Origin of the sequence: Streptomyces sp. NBC_00986, assembly GCF_045162565.1 — a bacterium.
GTDB lineage: Bacteria > Actinomycetota > Actinomycetes > Streptomycetales > Streptomycetaceae > Streptomyces.
This window is the reverse complement of the sequence record NZ_CP108733.1, coordinates 7,312,759-7,332,414: the sequence shown is the minus strand read 5'-3', so window position 1 is coordinate 7,332,414 and position 19,656 is coordinate 7,312,759. Positions and strand designations below refer to the sequence as shown.

Sequence of the window (19,656 nt, the reverse complement as noted above, 5' to 3'; positions counted from 1 at the left end):
GGTCGACACCAACTCCCCACCCCCCACTGTCCATTACGCACTTATTGCACAAGAGATCTTCACTATTTCCGACCTGGGTCCATATCATGCGGAGATCAACAGGCCCGGCCAAGGCGACACTTGGGCGGGCCTCTCGGGTTCCAGTGGGGGTTTCATGCGTATACGTGTTGCGGCTGCCGCCGCCGTGTCCGGTGCCGTCGTCCTGTCCGCGCTCGCGCTTCCGGTGGCCGCCCAAGCAGCGGAGCGTACGGGGGCGGCGGCGAAGCTGACTTCCTTCGCCGCCAAGGCCGTTCAGCCCAGAGACTCCTTGGGCAACACCAAGTTCTCGCACGCCGTCATCAACGGTGGCAAGGACATCGTCCTCGGCACCACCGGCACGAAGTCCGTCACCGTCACGTACACCGCGCAGAACGCGAGCGGCATCGCCCTCACCGAGGCCTTCCTGTGGCAGGGGACCGACAGTTCGACCACGGACGGCATCACCGGTGGGCTGGGGACGGACGACGACCCTGCCTGCACGGAGACGGCGACGCAGGGCACGTACACCTGCAAGGCCGTCTTCAACATCCACCCCGCCACCGACATGAAGGACAACGGTGTGGCCGGGACCTGGAAGCTGTTCCTGGGGGCCTGGGACCTGTACGCGAACGCCAGTTACAACGACGACGTCGCCACCGCCTCGATCAAGAAGGCCTCCACGCTGACCGCCAACGCCACGCCCGAGCCGGTCAAGAAGGGCAAGACCATCACGGTCACGGGCAAGCTGGCCCGCGCGAACTGGTCGACGGGCAAGTACGCGGGGTACGTGTCGCAGCCCGTGAAGCTGCAGTTCCGGAAGAAGAGCAGCAGCACCTACACCACCCTCAAGACGGTCAAGACCAACAGCACCGGCGTCCTGAAGACCACCACCAAGGCCACGGTCGACGGTTACTACCGCTACGTCTTCGCCGGCACCGCCACCACCGCCGCGGCGACAGCACCCGGCGACTTCGTCGACGTCCGGTAAGCGGCTAGGAAGCACCTCAGCATCACTACGTCAGCACTTCGGTGCCGGGTCGCCATGCGTCATCGCGCCCGGCACCGCACCATTTCCCCGCCCCCGGTATCGCCGAGTAAGAGATCTACGTGAACCGCCAAGAGGGTCTCCCAACACCCCCGCCCCTCTGTGTACCGTCCTCCCTTGTGTCGATCGGTGATCACTCAACTACCGTTCTACGCGCGAAGATTCACCGCAGTCAGCGACACCAGCAGCACCCGCAACGCCCAACACACCCGCACCCGCACCCCTGTTCATTCCACCCCCACTGATGGAATCCCCCCACTCACGGAGGTTCACCGGATGCTCAGCCTTGGCAAGTCCATGACACGCACAAGCGCCTTCACGTCACGCCACAGGTTCACCACCGCCCTCACCGTCCTCGGCATGCTCGCCACAGGCGCTGCCGTCCAGGCGGCCACCGTCACCCCCGCGCACGCGGCCACCACGCACCGCGTGCTGTTCGACGACGGGCACGCCGAGGAGGCGGGCAACGCGGACTGGATCATCTCCACGAGCAAGCCCGACCCGCTGTCCCAGGACTCCTCCCCCTCCTCCGACAAGGACTGGACCGGGGCACTCTCCTCGTGGGGCATCGCCCTGCAGAAGACCGGTGACTACAGCCTCAAGACCGCGACCAGCGCGCTCACTTACGGGGGTTCGTCGGCGACCGACCTGTCGAACTTCGACACGCTCGTGCTGCCCGAGCCGAACATCAAGTTCACGACCGCCGAGAAGACCGCCATCATGAACTTCGTGAAGGCCGGCGGCGGGCTGTTCATGATCTCCGACCACACCGGGTCCGACCGCAACAACGACGGCTACGACGCGGTCCAGATCCTCAACGACCTGATGACGAACAACAGCGTCGACTCGACCGACCCGTTCGGCTTCTCCATCGACTCGCTGAACATCGCCTCCGGCTACCCGGCCGCCATCAGCGACAGCAGCAACCCGGTGCTGCACGGCTCCTTCGGCACCGTCACCAAGAGCCTGATCGCCAACGGCACCACGGCCACGATCAAGCCGGCCGACAACTCCGCCGCCAAGGGCCTGCTCTACCGCTCCGGTTACTCCGGGAACACCGGCGCCTTCTTCGCCACCAGCACCTTCGGGAGCGGCAAGGTCGCGTTCTGGGGCGACAGTTCGCCGATCGACGACGGCACCGGCCAGTCCGGCAACACGCTCTACGACGGCTGGAACGACACCGGCGCCACCAACGCCGCCCTCGCCCTCAACGCCACGGAGTGGCTCTCCTCGTGAGCCGTGAGCCGTAGACCTGAGGTGTAAGCCGTAGGCCATCGAGGCTGACGTAGAACCGCGCGCTAGCCTCGATGGCGATATCCGGTCAGCTCGGTTCCGTCAGTTCCAGGAGGCACGTCATGGCCAAGGTCCCCAGCGTCCGCAACGTTCCCAGCGCAGTGGTCGCCGCGAGCGGGCTTGTCGGTGGGTACGGCGTGGCCCGCTGGACCAGGAAGCGGCAACTCGGCGGAGTCGTCCTGGCCGCGGCCGGAGCAACTGCCGCACAGCAGTGGAGGCAACAGGCCGGCGGCAAGGCAGCCGGGGCACTCACGGTCGCCTATGTAGCCGCGTTCGCCGGCTCCCACCCCCTGGCCAAGAAGGTCGGCGCCTGGCCCGCCGTCTTCGGGGTCGCCGGCGCCGTAGCCCTCGCATCCTGGGCGGTAGCCGACCGCCACGCGTGACGACCGTCGCCCGCGTACGGCGGCAAGGCGACGTGTCGGGGGGTGTCCGCCCGCAGCGGTCGGCGCGTCAACACGGGCAAGTCGCTGAGCAACGGTCCCCGCGCCGATCCGAGGACGGATACCCCCCGGCGCGGCGCCGCCCCACAACGCACCCCCGCGCCGAAACGCACCCGCACCCACACACGGACCCGCACCCCCCACAACCCAGGGGCGCGGGGAACGGCGCGACCAGCCCCCACCAGCCCGCACCCGAAGACGACGCCTCAGCGCCGATGCCCCAGCACATTCACCACCCGCCCACCCGGATCCCGCACAAAGAACCGCCGCACCCCCCACTCCTCGTCCCGCAACTCCCGCACGATCTCCGCACCGGACGCCACCACCGCCGCCCACACCGCGTCCACGTCCTCGACCTCCACGCTCAGATCGGGGACAACAGGGGCAGTGCGTTCCTCCGTCAGGAAGCTGATCTGAGCGGTGGGGTTCGAGGGAGACGCCAGGGTCATGACCCAGCCCTGGTTCATGACCTCCTCCAAGCCCAGCAGGCCGTAGAAGTCGGCGTTCGTGCTCATCAAGTCCTCGCCCTCTCCCGCCACTTGGAAGTCGGGGACGATCCTGCGAATGGTCATCAGCTACGGCTCCTCACGATCGCTGGGCGGCGCCGCACACCACACCGTCGGTCGAATCCTCCGCGCCGCGCGGCCTGAAGCAGCGTCCCACCGTCGCCGCGATCAGCGACCCCGCCGCGATCACCAGCGTCGCGAACGCCCACGCCAGCGGTTGTTCCGACTCGAAGGACACGTACATCTGCACCGCGGGCGGCACCGCCACCACCAGCAACGGCCAGGCCAGGTCGTCCCTGCGGCCGAAGTAGCCCGCCAGCACCACCAGGATCACCGCGAGTGCCACCCCGCCGCCACCGGGCACCTCGTCCGACGCGGGCACCGGCACCGGCACCGATCCCGACGGAACGCAGACGACGTACGCCGCCGTCGCGATCCCCGCACCGAGCATCCGGGTCAGCCAACGTTCCGGCCAGGGGCGCGTCCGCAGGGGGCTCAGCAGCTTCTCGGTCATACGTACGAGGGTCATCCGTGAGGCGGGGCCACGACAGAGTACGAGTACTCAGATCCACCAGACCCGTCCCCCTTACGCCGACCCCGCCGCCCCCGCCTACCCCGTCGCCCCCGCCTACCCCGCCGCACCACCGACCGAAGGCGACTTCACCGCAGTCAACGGCGTAGCCACATCCTCCAGCGACCGCCCCTCCGCCCGCACCGCCAGCACCGCCGCCACCAGCCCCGCCGCACACATCAACCCGGCCCCGATCTGGAACGCGAGCACCGTGTCGCCGACCTTCCCCGTCCCCGTGAGGTCCGCGAACAGCAGCGGCCCACTGATCCCACCCGCCGCCGTACCCAGCGCGTAGAAGAAGGCGATCGACATCGCCCGGGTCTCCATCGGGAAGATCTCCGAGACCGTCAGATACGCGCTGGACGCACCCGCCGACGCGAAGAACAGGACCGCGCACCAGCACGCCGTCATCGTGGTCGCGCTCAGCGAACCCCGGTCGAACAGCCAGGCCGTACCGAACAGCAACAGCCCCGAGAGCAGATACGTCGACGAGATCATCACCCGGCGCCCGACCGTGTCGAACAGTTTGCCCAACAACAACGGGCCCATGAAGTTGCCGACGGCGATGACCGCGAAGTAGTAACCGGTGTTCCCCGTAGGCACGTTGAAGAACTTCGTCAGGATCGCGCCGAAGCCGAAGGTGATCGCGTTGTAGAGGAACGCCTGGCCGATGAAAAGCGAGAAGCCGAGCGTCGCGCGCTTCGGATAGTCGTGGAAGATCGTGCGGGCGATCTCCCCGAACGAGACACTCTTGCGCTGATGGATGGTGATCTCGCCCTCGGCGGGCGGCAGTTCGTGCCCCTGCTCCGCCTCGATCCGGCGCTCGATCGACGTCACCACCTCGTCCGCCTCCCGGTCCCGGCCATGGATCAGCAGCCAGCGCGGGCTCTCCGGCACATGCCGTCGTACGAGAAGAATGACCAGGGCGAGCACGGCGCCCAGCGCGAAGGTCAGCCGCCAACCCACGTCCGCCGCGAAGATGTTGGTGTTCAGCGCGACGATCGACAACAACGAACCTCCCACCGCGCCCACCCAGAAACTGCCGTTGATGATCAGATCCACGCGGCCCCGGCAGTACGCCGGGATGAGCTCATCGATCGCGGAGTTGATCGCCGCGTACTCGCCACCGATCCCGAAGCCGGTGAGGAAGCGGAACGTGAAGAACCACCAGGTGGAGAAGGAGGCCGCGGTCAGAGCAGTCGCCGCCAGGTACACCACCAGCGTGATCATGAAGAGCTTTTTACGGCCGTAGAGGTCCGTGAGGTGCCCCCAGAACAGGGCGCCCACGCACGCGCCCGCCACATACAGCGCCGCCGCGATACCGGTGACCTGGCCGGAGCTGATCGGCAGCCCGCTACCGGGCTCGGAGAGGCGGCTCGCGATGTTGCCGACGACCGTGACCTCCAGGCCGTCGAGGATCCACACGGTGCCGAGGCCGATGACGATCGTCCAGTGCCAGCGGGACCACGGAAGGCGGTCGAGCCGGGCGGGAATGGACGAGGTGATCGTCCGGCCACCGCTCCCTGCCGGGGTCCCGGCACCCGCGCTCTCACTCGCACTCGCACTCGCCATGTGGGTTCCTCCTCGTCGAGCGAACCCCCTCCGGGTGCCCCCGGGAATCGGCCCCTACACCCGCGCCCGCACCCGCCCCTACACCCCCACCAGCCGCGTCACCGTATAGATCAACAAGCCCACCAACGACCCCACCACCGTGCCATTGATCCGGATGAACTGCAGGTCACGCCCGATGTTCGCCTCGATCTTCCGGGTGGTGTGCTCGGCGTCCCAGCCGGCCACCGTGTCCGTGATCAGGGAGGTGATCTCCTTGCGGTAGGTCGTGACGACGTACACCGCCGCGCCCTCGACCCAGCCGTCGACCTTCGCCTGGAGCTTCGGCTCCACGGCCATCCTCGCGCCCAGCGACAGCAGCGAGGCCCGCACCCGCAGCCGTAGCTCACTGCGCTCGTCCTCGGCGGCCGACACGATCATCGAGCGGACGGACGTCCACGCGCTGGCGATCAGGTCCTGGACCTCGCCGCGGCCGAGGACCTCACCCTTGAGGCGCTCCACGCGCGCGCGGGTCTCCGTGTCGGACTGGAGGTCGGCCGCGAAGTCGCCGAGGAAGCGGTCCAGGGCGCCGCGGGCCGGGTGGGACGGCATGTCGCGCATCTCGGTGACGAAGCGGAGCAGCTCCTTGTAGACGCGCTCGCCGATGCGCTTGTCGACGAATCTCGGGGTCCAGCCGGGGGCCCCGCCCTCGACGGCGTCCATGACCTGCTCGTCGTGCAGGACCAGCCAGTCGTGCGCGCGGGCCACGATCAGGTCCACGACCCGTTTGTGACCGCCGTCGGCGACGATCTTCTCCAGCGTCTTCCCTATGCCCGGCGCGATCTCCTGGGCGTCGGCCCGGCGGGTGATCGCCTCGCCGACGATCGCCTGGACGTCGGAGTCCCGCAGGACGGTGAGCGCACCGCGCAGGGCGGCCGACAGTTCGGCCGTCACGCGGTCCGCGTGCTCCGGTACGGCGAGCCAGGCGCCGAGGCGGCTGCCGATGCCGACCGCGCGCAGGCGCTGCCGTACGACCTCCTCGGAGAGGAAGTTCTCGCCGACGAACTCGCCCAGGGAGACGCCCAGTTGGTCCTTCTTGGTGGGGATGATCGCGGTGTGCGGGATGGGCAGGCCCAGCGGGTGGCGGAAGAGGGCGGTGACCGCGAACCAGTCGGCCATCGCACCGACCATGCCCGCCTCGGCCGCCGCGGCGACATAGCCCGCCCAGGGACCGGCGCCCGAGTGCGACGCCCACTTCGCGAGCACGTAGACGACGGCCACGAAGAGCAACAACGCCAGCGCCGTCAGTTTCATCCGGCGGACGCCGCGCTGCCGCTCCTGGTCGGCCGCGCTGAACGTGGTCATCGTGCGGCGGGACCCGTCACGCTCGGTCGCCGCCCCCAGCCCCGCTTCTGTCCGTTCCATCCGCTCCACCCGTTCGCCGGTACCGTACATATTGTCCCTTCCTGACCGACTCCCAGAACGGAACAGGAGTTCCCGCAGTCACCCGATCGGGCAAAATGGCAGGGCCCTGCCACTCACCCGAGGAGATCCGTACCGCGTGACCAAGCGACGTGGTTATGCCCTGCTTACCGCGATCATCACCTTGATCGCGGTCCTTTCCGTCTGCATATACGTCGGGGCCGCCGCGGGCGACGGAAGCCGGGGCGACGACGGGAAGAACTCCTCCGGTTCCCGCTCCGGCGGCAACTCCGCCGCCCCCGCCTCGGCCGGCACCTGGGTGGGCGCCTGGGCCGCCGCCCCGGTGCGCGCCGAGACCGGCACGGAGCAGACCGGCATGGCGGGCCGCTCGGTGCGCAACATCGTCCACACAAGCGCCGGCGGCGCGGGCGCCCGGATCACCCTCTCCAACCTCTACGGCCGGGCCCCGCTCAGCATCACGCACGCCTCGATCGCCGTCGCCGCCGCCCGCAACAGCTCCGCCGCGGCCGCGGGCACCATGCGCCGGCTCACCTTCGGCGGCGGCGCGACCTCGGTCACGATCCCGGCCGGGGGACAGACCCTCAGCGACGCCGTGCGCCTCCAAGTCCCGGCGGGCGCCGACCTGTTGGTCACCACCTACTCCCCCACCGCGTCGGGACCGGTCACCTACCACCCGTACGCGCGGCAGATCTCCTATCTCGCCGACGGCGACCACGCCGAGGACGCGACCGGCACGCCGTACCGCGAACGCACCGCGATCTGGCGCTACCTGACCGCGGTGGACGTACTGAGCGAGCAGGCGAACGGCACGGTCGTCGCGTTCGGCGACTCGATCACCGACGGGTCCACCTCGACGGAGAGCGCCAACCGCCGCTGGCCGGACGCCTTTTCGGAGCGGCTGCGCGCGGCCGTCGCGGCCGGGCAGGACGTGCCGCGCTACAGCGTCGTCAACGAGGGCATCAGCGGCAACCAGATACTCACGAGCCTCGCCGGCCGGCCCGCCGAGAACCAGAGCGGCCTCGTCCGCTTCGGCCGTGACGTGCTCGGCCGTCCGAACGTCAAGGCCGTCGTCATCGACCTCGGCGTCAACGACGTCCTGCACGGCGCCACCGCCGACCGGGTCCTCACCGGCCTGCGCACCCTGGTCCGCCAGGCCCACGCCCGCGGCATCAAGGTCATCGGCGCGACCCTGATGCCCTTCGGTGGCCACCCCCGCTACTCGGCGGGCCGGAACGCGGTGCGCCGGCAGGTCAACGCGGCGATCAGGAACGGCACGGTCTACGACGCCGTCGTCGACTTCGACAAGGCGCTCCGCGACCCGTACGACCCGCGCCGCTTCGCCTCCGAGTACGACTCGGGCGACCATCTCCACCCCAGCGACCGGGGCTACCGGAGGATGGCCGCGACGATCGACCTGGCGGACCTGAAGGGCGCGGTCCCCGCCCAGTTGTGAGCCGGTCCGCTTCCTGGAGAAACGTCAGTCCCAGTCGCGGTGCCTGCGGTCCCGCCGCTCCCGCTGCCGCTCGCGGCGCTCATCGTGCCGTTCCCTGCGCTCCTCGTGGCGGCGTCGGATCGCCTCGCGGTGCTCCTCCATGGCCTCGCGGTGGGCGTCGTTCAGGCCGGACAGGGCGTCGCGGTGGGAGCCGTAGAGCTGCTTGGCGGACGAGCCGCGCTCCAGCTTCTCCTGGCGGCGCTCCTCCTTGAGGCGCTGGCGTTCCGCGCGGGTCACCTTGCGTTCCACGCCTACGCCGCCCCAGAAGGCGAAGCCCGTGACGATCACGCGCGGGGCGCCCGGGTCGCCCTGCACGCCCTCCTGGCTGTGGTCGAAGCCGCCCATGATGCCGATGCCGCGGACGACGACCTCGACGCCCGGCGGCACGATGATCTGCGCGCCGCCCATGATCGCGATGCAGTTGATCTCGACCTCGCGGTCCGCGAAGTTCGCCTCGCGCAGGTCGATCTCGCCACCGCCCCAAAAGGCGACGGCGGTGAACCGCTTCGGGACCGTCCAGCGTCCCTTGCGCTGGAACCCGGACATGATGGCCACGGCGGCGGTCGAGGACCCCTCGCCGCCGACGATCCGCCCGGCCCAACTCCCGCTGTCCACCGGCTCCTTGACCATGTTCACCGGCGGCGGGGTGACCCCGGCGACCGGCAGGTCCTGGGTGATGGGCGTCAGTTCGCCGTACGTGCGCGCCTTGTACGTCGCCTCCAGACGCTCCTCGAACTCCTCCATGTCGAGGCGGCCCTCCGCGACGGCGTCGCGCAGCACCTCGGCGACCCGCTCACGGTCGGCGTCGGATGCGCGGAGTTCCGGGACTGCGTCGTCGGTCATACAGAGCAGCCTACGAGGTCACTCCGCGCAGGGCCATGAGGTGACTTCACCCCGGTCTACGAGACCGCTTTCTCGGCCTGTTCCGCGTACATCTTGGCGATGACCGCCTCGATGTCCGGCTCCCGCACCGACAGGTCCACCATCGGGTACTCCGCCGCGATCCGCGCGACCAGCGGAGCCGCCGACTCCGACGCCGGGAACGCCAGCCACTGCCTCGGTCCCTCCACCTTCACCACCCGCGCGTCCGGTACCTCGATCGGGGGCAACTCCCGTTCCAGGTCCACCACCAGCGTCCGCTCGCTCTCCCCCGCCTCGTGCAGACCGGTGAGCGGGCCGTCGTACATCAGGCGCCCGTGGTCGATGACCATCACGCGCGAGCAGAGCTGCTCGATGTCCTGGAGGTCATGGGTGGTGAGGAGGACCGTGGTGCCCTGTTCGGCGTTCAACTCCCGCAGGAACTCCCGGACTTTGGCCTTGGAGATGACGTCCAGGCCGATGGTCGGTTCGTCGAGGTAGAGCACCTCGGGGTCGTGCAGCAGGGCCGCCGCGATGTCGCCGCGCATCCGCTGGCCGAGCGAGAGCTGTCGTACGGGGACGTCCAACAGGGCGCCCAGTTCGAGGAGTTCGACACAGCGGTCGAGGTTCTCGGCGTAACGGGCGTCCGGGATGCGGTACATGCGGTGCATCAGCTTGTACGAGTCGATCAGCGGGAGGTCCCACCAGAGGGTGGTCCGCTGGCCGAAGACCACGCCGATGCGGTGTGCGAGCCGGGTGCGCTCGCGGGACGGGTCGATACCGGCGACCCGCAGCCGGCCCCCGCTCGGGGTGAGGATGCCGGTCAGCATCTTGATGGTGGTCGACTTCCCGGCGCCGTTCGGGCCGATGTAGCCGACCATCTCGCCGCGTGCCACGGTGAAGGAGATCGAGTCGACGGCGCGCACCTGCCGCCGTTCCCGTTTCATGAACCCGGTCTTCTTGCGTACGTCGAAGACCTTCTCGACGCGGTCCAGTTCGATGAACGCCTGCTCTGTCACCCTCAACTCCCAGTGCTTCGGTACGACTTGAGCCCGGCGCGCCACGCCAGTGCGGCCAGCGCGCAGAAGCCGAGTGCCACCAGCGGCGACGCGAACTCCGCGCCCGGCGGCAGATCCAGCGGGTACGGCCGCCCCAACACGTAGGAGGCGGGCACCCAGTTGACGAAGGCGAGCGGCAGCATGAAGGTCACGCCCCGCACGAAGTCCTTGCCGAACACGGCCGGCGGATACTGCAACAGCGTGGTGCCGCCGTACGTGAACGCGTTCTGCACCTCGGCCGCGTCCTGCGCCAGGATCTGGAAGGCCGCGCCCGCCACGAACAGCGCCCCGAAGATCGCCGCGCCGCAGATCAGCATCATCGGCACCAACAGCAGCTTCCCCACTGTCCAGTTGACGTCGATGTGGAGCAGCGCGTAGCCCAGCACCAGGCCGCCCTGGGTGATCCGGCCCAGGCGGCGCAGCGCGAACCGGTCGGCGCCGATCTGGGCCAGCACCGGCACGGGGCGCACGAGAAGGGTGTCGAAGGAGCCGTCGCGGATGCGGGCGCCGAGCACGTCCATCGAGCCGAGCACGAGGTCGGAGATGCCGAACGCGGTCGCCGACAGGCCGTAGAGGAAGGCGACTTCGGGCAGGGACCAGCCGCCCAGCGAGTGGACCTGCGAGAACATCAGCAGGATCGTGACGAAGTCCAGGCCGGTCACCAGCAGGTTGCCGAACACCGTGATGACGAAGGACGCGCGGTAGGTCATGCTCGACCGGATCCACATCCCGGCGATCATCCCGTAGGCGCGCAACCCCTCGCGCCAGCGCGGGAGTTCACCGTCACTCGTGTACTTGAAGGTTGTCCCCTCACTCGTTCGGGTCGTCTCAGCCACCCTGCACCACCACTCTCCGCGTAGCCGCCGACTGCATCAGCCGCCCCGCCGTGAGCAGCACCACCGCCCAGGTCGCCTGGAAGGCGTACGCGTGGAGCGGATCGGTCTTCCCCATCAGCACGTCCGCCGGCATCTGGATCTGCGCCGCCCACGGCAGCGCCCGGACGACATCGCCGAGCGCGCCCGGGAAGGCGTTCAGCGGGAGCACCATGCCCGAGCAGAAGATCCCCAGGATCATCATGGCCTGGTTGATGCCCGTGCCGTCCATCAGCCAGAACACGCTCAGGGCCGCGAGGTAGCGGATGCCGAAGCTGACGAGGATCGCCAGCAGCAGGGACACCAGGAGAGCCGCCCAGGATCCGACGTCCGTGGGCAGCGCCATCGGGAAGAACAGCGCGCCGAACGTGAACGGGATCACGCCCCGGCCCAGGAGTTGGAACAGGGCCCGCCCGAAGTCGCTTGCCAGCCACCAGAGTTGGAGGTCGGCGGGGCGGTACAGGTCGACGGCGATGTCGCCCGTGCGGATCCGTTCCATCAGGTCCTTCTCGAACCCGCCGCCCTGGATCGCCAGCGTCGCGTACAGGCACTGCCCCAGCCACACGTACGTCACCGCCTGCGCCTGGTCGTACCCCCCGAGATGCGGGCGCTGGTCCCACAGCGCCAGGTACGTGTAGACGAGGACGACACCGAAGACGGTGTTGGTGAAGACCCCGGCGAGCGTCGCTGCCCGGTACGTCGCGTACCGCCTGAAACCCCCCGCCGCGACGGCCGCGTACAACCGCCCACCGCCCACAGAAACCACCCTCCACCGCCTCTTGACACCGAAGCGCAGGAGCCTAGTCCGCAGGTGGTGACGCACGCCACGCATTTTCCGGGCAAGTGCGTGCCGATCGGCGGGAACGGAACGCATGGTGCGAGAGTCTTCGTCTGGGGGCGCAGAAGCGCACAAGGCCGTACAGGAACGTACGCGAGGGCGTAGGGGAACGTACGACGCGAAACAGGAGTCCGTGCACGACATGAGCGACCAGCCGCAGCCGCAGCAGCCGAACCAGGGCTGGGCACCGAGAGAGCCGGAAGCGGCTGCCGCACCCGAGGCCCCTGGGGCGCCCGGGGCGGCCGGGGGCGAGAAGCCCAAGAAGGCCAAGCGGCCCAAGCGCACCGGATGGCGGCGGGCGATCCCGACCTGGCGGATGACGCTCGGCGGGCTCGTCGTGCTCGCGGCGCTGCTGATCGGCGCGTTCTTCCTCGGCTACTCGCTGGTCAAGATCCCGCCCGCCAACGCCCTCGCGATGAAGCAGTCCAACGTGTACCTCTACGCGGACGGCTCCCAACTCGCCCGCGACGGCGAGGTCAACCGCGAGAACGTCGGCCTCGACCAGATCTCCGCGAACGCCCAGCACGCAGTACTCGCCGCCGAGGACCGGGACTTCTTCACCGAGTCCGCCGTCGACCCCAAGGCGATGGTCCGCGCCGCGTGGAACACCGCGACCGGCAAGGGCACCCAGTCCGGCTCGACGATCACCCAGCAGTACGTCAAGAACTACTACCTGGGCCAGGAACAGACCGTCACCCGCAAGGTGAAGGAGTTCTTCATCTCGATCAAGCTGGACCGCGAGGAGTCCAAGGCCGAGATCCTGGAGGGCTACCTCAACACCAGCTACTTCGGCCGCAACGCGTACGGCATCCAGGCCGCAGCCCAGGCCTACTACGGCAAGGACGCCACCGACCTCGACGCCGGCCGCGGCGCCTACCTCGCCGCGCTGCTGAACGCGCCGAGCGAGTACGACGTCGTGGCGCATCCCGAGAACAAGGCCGCGGCGGTGGCCCGTTGGAACTACGTCCTCGACGGCATGGTCAAGAAGGGCTGGCTCAGCCAGTCCGAGCGCACCGGCATGAAGTTCCCCATGCCGAAGGAGGCCACCGCCTCAACGAGCATGTCCGGACAGCGCGGTTACATCGTCGGCGCGATCAAGGACTACCTCACCACCAACAAGATCATCGACGCGGACACCCTCGAAGCCGGCGGCTACCGCATCACCACCACGCTCCAGAAGAGCAAGCAGGACGCCTTCGTGAAGGCCGTCAACGACCAGGTCATGTCCAAGCTCGACAAGAAGAGCCGCAAGGTCGACAACTACGTTCGCGCGGGCGGCGCTTCGGTCGACCCCAAGACCGGCAGCATCGTCGCGATGTACGGCGGCATCGACTACGTGAAGCAGTACACGAACGGCGCGACCCGCGGCGACTTCCAAGTCGGCTCCACCTTCAAGCCGTTCGTCCTCGCCTCGGCGATCCAGAACGACTCGCAGACCCAGGACGGCCAGACCATCACGCCCAACACCTACTACGACGGCACCAACAAGCGCCCCGTGGAAGGCTGGAACGGCGGCTCGTACGCGCCCGAGAACGAGGACCAGGCCTCCTACGGCGACATCACCGTCCGTACGGCGACGGACAAGTCCGTCAACTCGGTGTACGCGCAGATGGCGGTCGACGTGGGCCCCACGAAGGTCAAGCAGACCGCCGTCGACCTGGGCATCCCGTCCGACACCCCCGACCTGACCGCGACCCCGTCGATCGCGCTCGGCCCGTCCACCGCGAGCGTCCTCGACATGGCGGAGGCGTACGCCACGATCGCCAACCACGGTCAGCGGCACACGTACACGATGATCTCGAAGATCACCAAGGACGGCACGAACGACGTCAAGCTGCCGGCCAACAAGACGACCCGGGCGGTGAGCCGCGAGGCCGCCGACACCACCACCTCGGTCCTGCAGAGCGTCGTCGACAACGGCACGGCCACCGCGGCCCAGGGCGCCGACCGCCCGGCGGCCGGCAAGACCGGCACGGCGGAGGAGGACACGGCGGCCTGGTTCGCGGGCTACACCCCCGACCTGGCGACGGTCGTCTCGGTCATGGGCCAGGACCCGACGACCGCCGCCCACAAGTCGCTCTACGGCGCGATGGGCCTCGAACGTGTCAACGGCGGCGGCGCGCCCGCCGAGATCTGGGCCCAGTACACCAAGTCCGCCCTCAAGGGCACCGAGGCGAGCGACTTCGACCTCCAGCTCCAGGACGGCGCCGAGACCGTCGCACCCCCGAGCCTCCAGCCCAGCCAGCCGGCGACCACGGGCGACCAGGACAACGGCGGTACGACCACCACCGGCGGCCAGGGCGACCAGGGCGGCACGCGGGGCGGCCAGACGGACGGCGGCACGACGACCACCGGCGGCGACACCACGACGACCGGCGGCACCACGGGCACCACGACGGACGGCACCACCACCACGGGCGGCACGACGACCGACGGCGGCACCACGACCACCGGCGGCACGACGGGCACGACCACGGACGGCGGGACCACGACGACGGGCGACACAACGGGGACCACGACGGACGGCACCACCGGTGGCACGACGACCGGGGGGACGACGGCGGGCCCGCAGAGCACCGGCCGCAAGAAGGAGTGACCAACTCCCCCGGCTAGTGACCGGAGGTCGCCTTCAGCCCCACGACCGCGACCAGCAGCAGACACACGAAGAAGATCCGGGCGGCGGTAGCAGGCTCCCCCAGCACCACCATGCCGAGCACCGCCGCCCCGGCCGCGCCGATCCCGACCCACACGCCGTAGGCGGTACCGATGGGCAGCGACTTCGCGGCGTACGAGAGCAGCAGCATGCTGGCGACGATTCCGGCGCCGGTGAACACACTGGGGACAAGGCGGCTGAACCCGTCCGTGTACTTCATGCCGACAGACCAGCCGACTTCGAGCAGACCGGCGACGACGAGCAGGACCCAGGCCATGACAGGCACCTCCGAGACGTACGTACTGAACGGGGGTGCGTCGTCTTTCCGTGTCGCTGTCCCGGTACGGCGCGTCTCGTCGGGTTGCATTCCAACGTAGCAAAGGGACGGCAAAAGGGGCTGGTGACGACGGTCACCAGCCCCTTCGAGGCTTGCCGCTTACCGATACGCGTCCTACAGATACAGCCCGGTCGAGTCCTCGGACCCCTCGAACCGGTCGGCGGCCACGGCATGCAGATCCCGCTCCCGCATGAGGACGTAGGCGACCCCGCGCACCTCGACCTCGGCACGGTCCTCGGGGTCGTAGAGGACCCGGTCGCCGGGCTCCACGGTCCGCACGTTCTGGCCTACGGCGACCACGTCGGCCCAGGCCAGCCGGCGCCCCACGGCCGCCGTCGCGGGAATCAGGATCCCGCCACCCGAACGCCGCTCGCCCTCGCTCTTGTCCTGCCGCACGAGCACACGGTCGTGCAGCATCCGGATGGGCAGCTTGTCGTGCTGGGTGCTCTGCTCGTCTCTCTTGGCGCTCACACCCACGAACCTACCTGCCCAGGACCCGTCCGTACGCGGCCGGGTGACCCACGGTTTCAGCCCTTACGACCACTGCGGCGCCGGGAGCCGAGGACGAACAGGCCCACGACACCGACGGCGACCAGAGCCACAGGAACGATCCGTTCGACGCGCGGCGCGCCCTCTTCGTCCACGAACTGACCCTTGACGTCACTCACGACCCGGTTGACGCCGACGTACGCCCTGCCGAGGGTGTGATCGATGCTGGACGCGACCTTGGCCTTCGCGTCGCCCACGATGGTCTTCGGGTGCACCCGCACCCCGATCTCGTCGAGCGTGTCGGCGAGGACATCGCGGCGGCGCTTGATGTCCGCCTCGATCTGCGCCGGGGTTCTGGTGTCCGGCGTGTTCGACGTGTCCGTCACCGTACGGCCTCCGAAGTCTGCTGGTACTTGTGCCGGACAGTCTGTCAGCTCTCGCGCGGAGTGCACTGTCAGCACCCCCGGTTACGCTAGCGCGATGAGTGAACGACTCCAGCCCGGGGACGTTGCCCCCGCCTTCACGCTCCCCGACGCCGACGGCAACGAGGTGTCCCTCGCCGACCACAAGGGCCGCAAGGTCATCGTCTACTTCTACCCGGCGGCCCTGACCCCCGGCTGCACCAAGCAGGCCTGCGACTTCACGGACAACCTGGAGCTGCTGACGGGCGCCGGCTACGACGTCATCGGCATCTCCCCCGACCAGCCGGAGAAGCTCGCCAAGTTCCGCGAGAAGGAGAACCTCAAGGTCACCCTCCTCGCGGACGCCGACAAGAAGACCCTCGACGCCTACGCGGCCTTCGGCGAGAAGAAGAACTACGGCAAGACCTACATGGGCGTGATCCGCTCCACGATCATCGTCGACGAGTCCGGCAAGGTCGAGCACGCGCTGTACAACGTGCGCGCAACGGGCCACGTGGCGAAGATCATCAAGGACCTGGGTATTTAGGCCGCCCCAACCGCCTTTCCGTACCTGAACGAGATCCACACATCGGGAGCCAGGTCGGGCCGTCCGGGCACCGACCTGCGCTCCTCGCCCCACTCCCCCGGGGCAAGCTCCTCGCCGACCCGCCGCCAGAACGCCACGGCCCCCGGATTGGCGTCCTGAAACGCGACGTCCCAGTCCCCCGGATACCGCGCGACGACATCCCGCACGGCCCGCATCCCGACCCCGGCCCGCCGGGCACCGCGCACGACGAAGAAGCTGTTGAGAACCCGGGTGGGCGCCCCGACCGCCCGCACAAAGGCGAACCCAACGGGCCGCTCCCCACTCCAGAAGAGATACGGCGCCCAGTCCCCGTCCCCCTCGTCGAACGCCGCGTCCACCCGCTCACTGCGGAACGTGCCGTCGGGGTTGGGCAGTTGAAGCTGCCCCGCGGGCGCGAACTCGGACAGGTCATGGCGGAACATCAGCCAGAGTCGCTCGACGGTGGGGCGATCGGCGGGGGTGGCTGGTCGTACGTCTACTGCTACTTCTGCTGCTCCCATAAAAGAGGTCATGAAAAAAGCCTCCCGGGCGGACAAGGGTCCGTGTCTGGAAGGCTTCAGCAGGCCACAGCATAGCCTTCGTTCCGGGCGACAGGCGACTCCCGGTACGATGTCAGGCACTAGCGGCGGTGGTGCAATGGCGACACAGCAGACTTAGGATCTGTGGCCCTTGATCGGGCTTGAGGGTTCGAATCCCTTCCGCCGCACATGAACGGCCTGCGAATCAAAGGATTGGTTCGCAGGCCGTTTTCGTGTCTCGCTCAGCCCAGCAGCTCCCGAACCACCGGCACCAGCGCCCGGAACGCCTTCCCCCGATGACTGATCGCGTTCTTCTCGTCCGCCGTGAGTTCCGCGCAGGTTCGCGTCTCGCCCTCCGGCTGCAGGATCGGGTCGTAGCCGAAGCCGTTCGTGCCGACCGGTACGTGGCGCAGTACGCCCCGCAGCTGGCCCTCGACCACCCGTTCCGTGCCGTCCGGCAAAGCCAGGGCCGCCGCGCACGCGAAGTGGGCGCCCCGGTGTTCGTCCGCGATGTCCGACAGCTGGGCCAGGAGGAGGTTCAAGTTGGCCTGGTCGTCGCCGTGTCGGCCGGACCAGCGGGCCGAGAAGATACCGGGGGCGCCGTTCAGGACGTCCACGCAGAGGCCCGAGTCGTCGGCCACCGCCGGGAGGCCCGTTGCCTGGGCCAGGGCGTGGGCCTTGAGCAAGGCGTTCTCCGCGAACGTCACGCCCGTTTCCTTGACGTCGGGGATGTCCGGGTAGGACTCCGCGCCGACGAGGTCGTGGGGCAGGGCCGCGGCGGTGAGGATGGACCTCAGTTCGGTGATTTTGCCGGCGTTGCGGGTGGCGAGGATCAGGCGTGTCATGGCGCTCAGTATCCCAACCTCCGCCGTACGACTACGACGTGCAGACCTTCGTCAGCTCGCCCGCCGCGTCCGTCACCGGGCTGATGTCGGGGGTGTTGTCGCCGTTCTTGACCGCCGTGCGGACGTTGTCGACGGCCGTCCTCAAGTCGTCCACCGCCTTGTTGACGTCGGCGTTGTCGGTCTTGTCGCCGATCTTGTCGAGGTCCTTCTCGATGGAGTTGAGGGACTGGTCGGTCTGGGTGGGGTCGTTGGCCGCGTTCTCCACCGCCTGCTGGAGGCCGGTGACGCTGTCGGCGATGGTGTCGGCGGTCTGGACGCAGTCGATGGCCTTGTCGACGGCGTCGCAGCCGGTGGCGAGGCCGGCGGTGAGGCCGATCGCCGCCACGGTGGCGGCTATGGCGATACGACGGCGACTGCTGCGGCTTCGTCGGCTTGCGGCGGCCATGGTTCGGTTTCCTCCCCGTGGGGCGGGCCTCGGCGGCCACTCCCCGTTTCCGTTCCGTATGCGTAGGGACGCGGGGGCGGGCCGCCGGGTTGCCCCCGCAGCCCGCCTCTCTTGGTACGACCTTGGCGCGCCCTTTACCTGACCGCCCAAGCCTCTTACTTCTCCAGCGCGGCCTCAAGTGCCTTTCGCTGTACGGCGGTCAGCTCGTCGCAGCCGGCGACCGCGAGGCCGAGAAGGGCGTTGAGTTCGTCGCGCGCGAAGGGCTCCGCCTCGGCCGTGCCCTGGACCTCGACGAAGCGGCCGTCGCCGGTGCAGACGACGTTCATGTCGGTCTCGGCGCGGACGTCCTCCTCGTAGCAGAGGTCCAGGAGCGGGACTCCGCCCACGATGCCGACCGAGACCGCCGAAACCGTTCCCGTCAGCGGCTGGCGGCCGGCCTTGATGAGCTTCTTGCCCTGGGCCCAGGTCACCGCGTCCGCCAGCGCGACGTACGCGCCGGTGATGGCCGCCGTACGGGTGCCGCCGTCGGCCTGGAGGACGTCGCAGTCGAGGACGATGGTGTTCTCGCCCAGGGCCTTGTAGTCGATGACCGCGCGCAGCGAGCGGCCGATGAGGCGGCTGATCTCGTGGGTGCGGCCGCCGATCTTGCCGCGGACGGACTCGCGGTCGCCGCGGGTGTTGGTGGCGCGGGGCAGCATGGAGTACTCCGCGGTGACCCAGCCCTCGCCGCTGCCCTTGCGCCAGCGGGGGACGCCTTCGGTGACGGAGGCGGTGCAGAAGACCTTCGTGTCGCCGAAGGAGACGAGGACGGAGCCCTCGGCGTGCTTGCTCCAGCCGCGTTCGATGGTGACGGGGCGGAGCTGTTCGGGGGTGCGGCCGTCGATTCGAGACATGGCGAAGAGCCTAGTGGTAGGTCCGCCCCGCACATGGGGGAAGGGGCTCCTCCCGCGGCGGGAGGAGCCCCTCGGTGCACCTGGTACCAGTACGCCTAGTACGCGAATACGCCTAGTACGCGAAGCCGGGAACGATCCCCGCGCTTCACATCATGTCTTCGATGTCCGCCGCGATCGGGTCCGCGTCCGTGCCGATGACGACCTGGACGGCCGTGCCCATCTTGACGACACCGTGGGCGCCGGCGGCCTTCAGGGCGGCGTCGTCGACGAGGGCCGGGTCCTTGACCTCGGTGCGCAGGCGGGTGATGCAGCCCTCGACCTCTTCGATGTTGTCGATGCCGCCCAGCCCGGCAACGATCTTCTCAGCCTTGGTGGCCATGTTGTTCTCTCCCTGATCCGAACCGCTTTGTCGCAGTAACCCACAGTTGGCCCAGCTTCGCGAGCGGTCATGTCGTGCGTGCCGAATGATGGTGACGATCACGTCGCCAACTGGTCTACACCACATTA

The 19,656-nt window shown here is 68.9% G+C and carries 21 protein-coding genes, 1 tRNA gene, 1 pseudogene and 1 riboswitch; of the genes and pseudogenes, 7 read left to right on the top strand and 16 right to left on the bottom strand.

What is annotated here, in order from left to right:
* The first annotated feature begins 154 nt into the window (after positions 1 to 154).
* The 3 genes and pseudogenes from OG504_RS32785 (at position 155) to OG504_RS32775 (ending at position 2,739) form a co-directional block, all read left to right on the top strand.
* A complete protein-coding gene (locus OG504_RS32785) occupies positions 155 to 1,006 on the top strand; it encodes a hypothetical protein (RefSeq protein ID WP_405993015.1) in 852 nt (283 codons plus the stop codon).
* Between the two features lie 354 nt (positions 1,007 to 1,360).
* Positions 1,361 to 2,293, top strand: a pseudogene (locus OG504_RS32780) (hydrolase); the annotation flags it as partial.
* Between the two features lie 125 nt (positions 2,294 to 2,418).
* Positions 2,419 to 2,739, top strand: coding sequence for a hypothetical protein (locus OG504_RS32775; RefSeq protein WP_405993014.1), 321 nt, complete (start codon positions 2,419 to 2,421; stop codon positions 2,737 to 2,739).
* Between the two features lie 263 nt (positions 2,740 to 3,002).
* On the opposite strand, the gene OG504_RS32770 is transcribed toward OG504_RS32775, so the two are convergent.
* From OG504_RS32770 to OG504_RS32755, 4 genes are all read right to left on the bottom strand, one after another.
* A complete protein-coding gene (locus tag OG504_RS32770; RefSeq protein WP_405993013.1) occupies positions 3,003 to 3,368 on the bottom strand; it encodes a VOC family protein in 366 nt (121 codons plus the stop codon).
* Positions 3,369 to 3,381: 13 nt separating this feature from the next.
* Positions 3,382 to 3,816 carry a hypothetical protein gene (locus OG504_RS32765; RefSeq protein ID WP_405993012.1) on the bottom strand — a complete coding sequence of 145 codons (435 nt, stop codon included), beginning with the start codon at positions 3,814 to 3,816 and terminating at the stop codon, positions 3,382 to 3,384.
* A gap of 114 nt (positions 3,817 to 3,930) precedes the next feature.
* A complete protein-coding gene (locus OG504_RS32760; protein WP_405993011.1) occupies positions 3,931 to 5,445 on the bottom strand; it encodes an MFS transporter in 1,515 nt (504 codons plus the stop codon).
* Positions 5,446 to 5,523: 78 nt separating this feature from the next.
* Entirely contained in the window at positions 5,524 to 6,876 is a 1,353-nt protein-coding gene (locus OG504_RS32755) for a DUF445 domain-containing protein (RefSeq protein WP_405993010.1), read from the bottom strand.
* A 106-nt stretch (positions 6,877 to 6,982) separates the two neighbouring features.
* Between OG504_RS32755 and OG504_RS32750 the strand changes: the two genes are divergently transcribed.
* Positions 6,983 to 8,317 (top strand): SGNH/GDSL hydrolase family protein, encoded by a 1,335-nt coding sequence (locus tag OG504_RS32750; RefSeq protein WP_405993009.1) that lies wholly within the window; start codon positions 6,983 to 6,985, stop codon positions 8,315 to 8,317.
* 24 nt (positions 8,318 to 8,341) lie between these two features.
* Here OG504_RS32750 and OG504_RS32745 read toward each other — a convergent pair whose 3' ends face one another.
* The 4 genes from OG504_RS32745 to OG504_RS32730 all read right to left on the bottom strand — a co-directional run bounded on the left by OG504_RS32745 (position 8,342) and on the right by OG504_RS32730 (position 11,901).
* Positions 8,342 to 9,199 carry a DUF1707 domain-containing protein gene (locus OG504_RS32745; RefSeq protein ID WP_405993008.1) on the bottom strand — a complete coding sequence of 286 codons (858 nt, stop codon included), beginning with the start codon at positions 9,197 to 9,199 and terminating at the stop codon, positions 8,342 to 8,344.
* 56 nt (positions 9,200 to 9,255) lie between these two features.
* Entirely contained in the window at positions 9,256 to 10,233 is a 978-nt protein-coding gene (locus OG504_RS32740; protein WP_405993007.1) for an ATP-binding cassette domain-containing protein, read from the bottom strand.
* A gap of 2 nt (positions 10,234 to 10,235) precedes the next feature.
* Entirely contained in the window at positions 10,236 to 11,012 is a 777-nt protein-coding gene (locus tag OG504_RS32735) for an ABC transporter permease (RefSeq protein WP_405996491.1), read from the bottom strand.
* A gap of 88 nt (positions 11,013 to 11,100) precedes the next feature.
* Positions 11,101 to 11,901, bottom strand: coding sequence for an ABC transporter permease (locus tag OG504_RS32730; protein ID WP_405996490.1), 801 nt, complete (start codon positions 11,899 to 11,901; stop codon positions 11,101 to 11,103).
* A gap of 223 nt (positions 11,902 to 12,124) precedes the next feature.
* Between OG504_RS32730 and OG504_RS32725 the strand changes: the two genes are divergently transcribed.
* On the top strand, positions 12,125 to 14,578 hold the full coding sequence (locus OG504_RS32725) for a transglycosylase domain-containing protein (RefSeq protein ID WP_405993006.1): 2,454 nt from the start codon (positions 12,125 to 12,127) through the stop codon (positions 14,576 to 14,578).
* A gap of 13 nt (positions 14,579 to 14,591) precedes the next feature.
* On the opposite strand, the gene sugE is transcribed toward OG504_RS32725, so the two are convergent.
* The 3 genes from sugE to OG504_RS32710 form a co-directional block, all read right to left on the bottom strand.
* Positions 14,592 to 14,912: a quaternary ammonium compound efflux SMR transporter SugE gene (gene sugE, locus OG504_RS32720; RefSeq protein ID WP_405993005.1), complete on the bottom strand. Its 321-nt coding sequence runs from the start codon at positions 14,910 to 14,912 to the stop codon at positions 14,592 to 14,594.
* Between the two features lie 34 nt (positions 14,913 to 14,946).
* Positions 14,947 to 15,018: riboswitch (guanidine-III (ykkC-III) riboswitch) on the bottom strand.
* Positions 15,019 to 15,086: 68 nt separating this feature from the next.
* Positions 15,087 to 15,443: a co-chaperone GroES gene (locus tag OG504_RS32715; RefSeq protein WP_026150372.1), complete on the bottom strand. Its 357-nt coding sequence runs from the start codon at positions 15,441 to 15,443 to the stop codon at positions 15,087 to 15,089.
* 56 nt (positions 15,444 to 15,499) lie between these two features.
* Positions 15,500 to 15,847, bottom strand: a complete 348-nt coding sequence (locus OG504_RS32710) for a DUF3618 domain-containing protein (RefSeq protein WP_019056704.1) — start codon at positions 15,845 to 15,847, stop codon at positions 15,500 to 15,502.
* Positions 15,848 to 15,941: 94 nt separating this feature from the next.
* Between OG504_RS32710 and bcp the strand changes: the two genes are divergently transcribed.
* A complete protein-coding gene (gene bcp, locus OG504_RS32705; protein ID WP_405993004.1) occupies positions 15,942 to 16,409 on the top strand; it encodes a thioredoxin-dependent thiol peroxidase in 468 nt (155 codons plus the stop codon).
* Here the strand turns inward: bcp and OG504_RS32700 are convergent.
* The gene (locus OG504_RS32700) at positions 16,406 to 16,960 is read right to left on the bottom strand and encodes a GNAT family N-acetyltransferase (RefSeq protein WP_405993003.1); all 555 of its coding nucleotides are present in this window, start codon (positions 16,958 to 16,960) and stop codon (positions 16,406 to 16,408) included. The two genes, bcp and OG504_RS32700, sit on opposite strands and share 4 nt — an antisense overlap.
* Before the next feature lie 110 nt (positions 16,961 to 17,070).
* Here OG504_RS32700 and OG504_RS32695 point away from each other — a divergent pair.
* Positions 17,071 to 17,154: transfer RNA gene (locus OG504_RS32695), tRNA-Leu, on the top strand.
* A gap of 54 nt (positions 17,155 to 17,208) precedes the next feature.
* On the opposite strand, the gene rdgB is transcribed toward OG504_RS32695, so the two are convergent.
* From rdgB to OG504_RS32675, 4 genes are all read right to left on the bottom strand, one after another.
* Positions 17,209 to 17,811, bottom strand: a complete 603-nt coding sequence (gene rdgB / locus OG504_RS32690; protein WP_405993002.1) for an RdgB/HAM1 family non-canonical purine NTP pyrophosphatase — start codon at positions 17,809 to 17,811, stop codon at positions 17,209 to 17,211.
* 31 nt (positions 17,812 to 17,842) lie between these two features.
* Positions 17,843 to 18,256, bottom strand: coding sequence for a hypothetical protein (locus OG504_RS32685; RefSeq protein WP_405993001.1), 414 nt, complete (start codon positions 18,254 to 18,256; stop codon positions 17,843 to 17,845).
* A 155-nt stretch (positions 18,257 to 18,411) separates the two neighbouring features.
* Positions 18,412 to 19,149 (bottom strand): ribonuclease PH, encoded by a 738-nt coding sequence (rph, locus tag OG504_RS32680; RefSeq protein WP_405993000.1) that lies wholly within the window; start codon positions 19,147 to 19,149, stop codon positions 18,412 to 18,414.
* A gap of 145 nt (positions 19,150 to 19,294) precedes the next feature.
* Complete coding sequence (locus OG504_RS32675) at positions 19,295 to 19,654, bottom strand: PTS glucose/sucrose transporter subunit IIB (protein ID WP_318016591.1); 360 nt, start codon at positions 19,652 to 19,654, stop codon at positions 19,295 to 19,297.
* Between the last annotated feature and the right edge of the window lie 2 nt (positions 19,655 to 19,656).

Excerpts from the sequence above, each read along its gene's own strand:
- OG504_RS32725 (WP_405993006.1), top strand. The coding sequence starts at position 12,125 with ATGAGCGACCAGCCGCAGCCGCAGCAGCCGAACCAGGGCTGGGCACCG.
- bcp (WP_405993004.1), top strand. The coding sequence starts at position 15,942 with ATGAGTGAACGACTCCAGCCCGGGGACGTTGCCCCCGCCTTCACGCTC.
- OG504_RS32775 (WP_405993014.1), top strand. The coding sequence starts at position 2,419 with ATGGCCAAGGTCCCCAGCGTCCGCAACGTTCCCAGCGCAGTGGTCGCC.
- rdgB (WP_405993002.1), bottom strand. The coding sequence starts at position 17,811 with ATGACACGCCTGATCCTCGCCACCCGCAACGCCGGCAAAATCACCGAA.
- OG504_RS32675 (WP_318016591.1), bottom strand. The coding sequence starts at position 19,654 with ATGTGGTGTAGACCAGTTGGCGACGTGATCGTCACCATCATTCGGCAC.
- OG504_RS32760 (WP_405993011.1), bottom strand. The coding sequence starts at position 5,445 with ATGGCGAGTGCGAGTGCGAGTGAGAGCGCGGGTGCCGGGACCCCGGCA.
- sugE (WP_405993005.1), bottom strand. The coding sequence starts at position 14,912 with ATGGCCTGGGTCCTGCTCGTCGTCGCCGGTCTGCTCGAAGTCGGCTGG.
- OG504_RS32745 (WP_405993008.1), bottom strand. The coding sequence starts at position 9,199 with ATGACCGACGACGCAGTCCCGGAACTCCGCGCATCCGACGCCGACCGT.
- OG504_RS32770 (WP_405993013.1), bottom strand. The coding sequence starts at position 3,368 with ATGACCATTCGCAGGATCGTCCCCGACTTCCAAGTGGCGGGAGAGGGC.
- OG504_RS32765 (WP_405993012.1), bottom strand. The coding sequence starts at position 3,816 with ATGACCGAGAAGCTGCTGAGCCCCCTGCGGACGCGCCCCTGGCCGGAA.
- OG504_RS32785 (WP_405993015.1), top strand. The coding sequence starts at position 155 with ATGCGTATACGTGTTGCGGCTGCCGCCGCCGTGTCCGGTGCCGTCGTC.
- OG504_RS32755 (WP_405993010.1), bottom strand. The coding sequence starts at position 6,876 with ATGTACGGTACCGGCGAACGGGTGGAGCGGATGGAACGGACAGAAGCG.
- OG504_RS32735 (WP_405996491.1), bottom strand. The coding sequence starts at position 11,012 with ATGATCGCCGGGATGTGGATCCGGTCGAGCATGACCTACCGCGCGTCC.
- OG504_RS32685 (WP_405993001.1), bottom strand. The coding sequence starts at position 18,256 with ATGGCCGCCGCAAGCCGACGAAGCCGCAGCAGTCGCCGTCGTATCGCC.
- rph (WP_405993000.1), bottom strand. The coding sequence starts at position 19,149 with ATGTCTCGAATCGACGGCCGCACCCCCGAACAGCTCCGCCCCGTCACC.
- OG504_RS32700 (WP_405993003.1), bottom strand. The coding sequence starts at position 16,960 with ATGACCTCTTTTATGGGAGCAGCAGAAGTAGCAGTAGACGTACGACCA.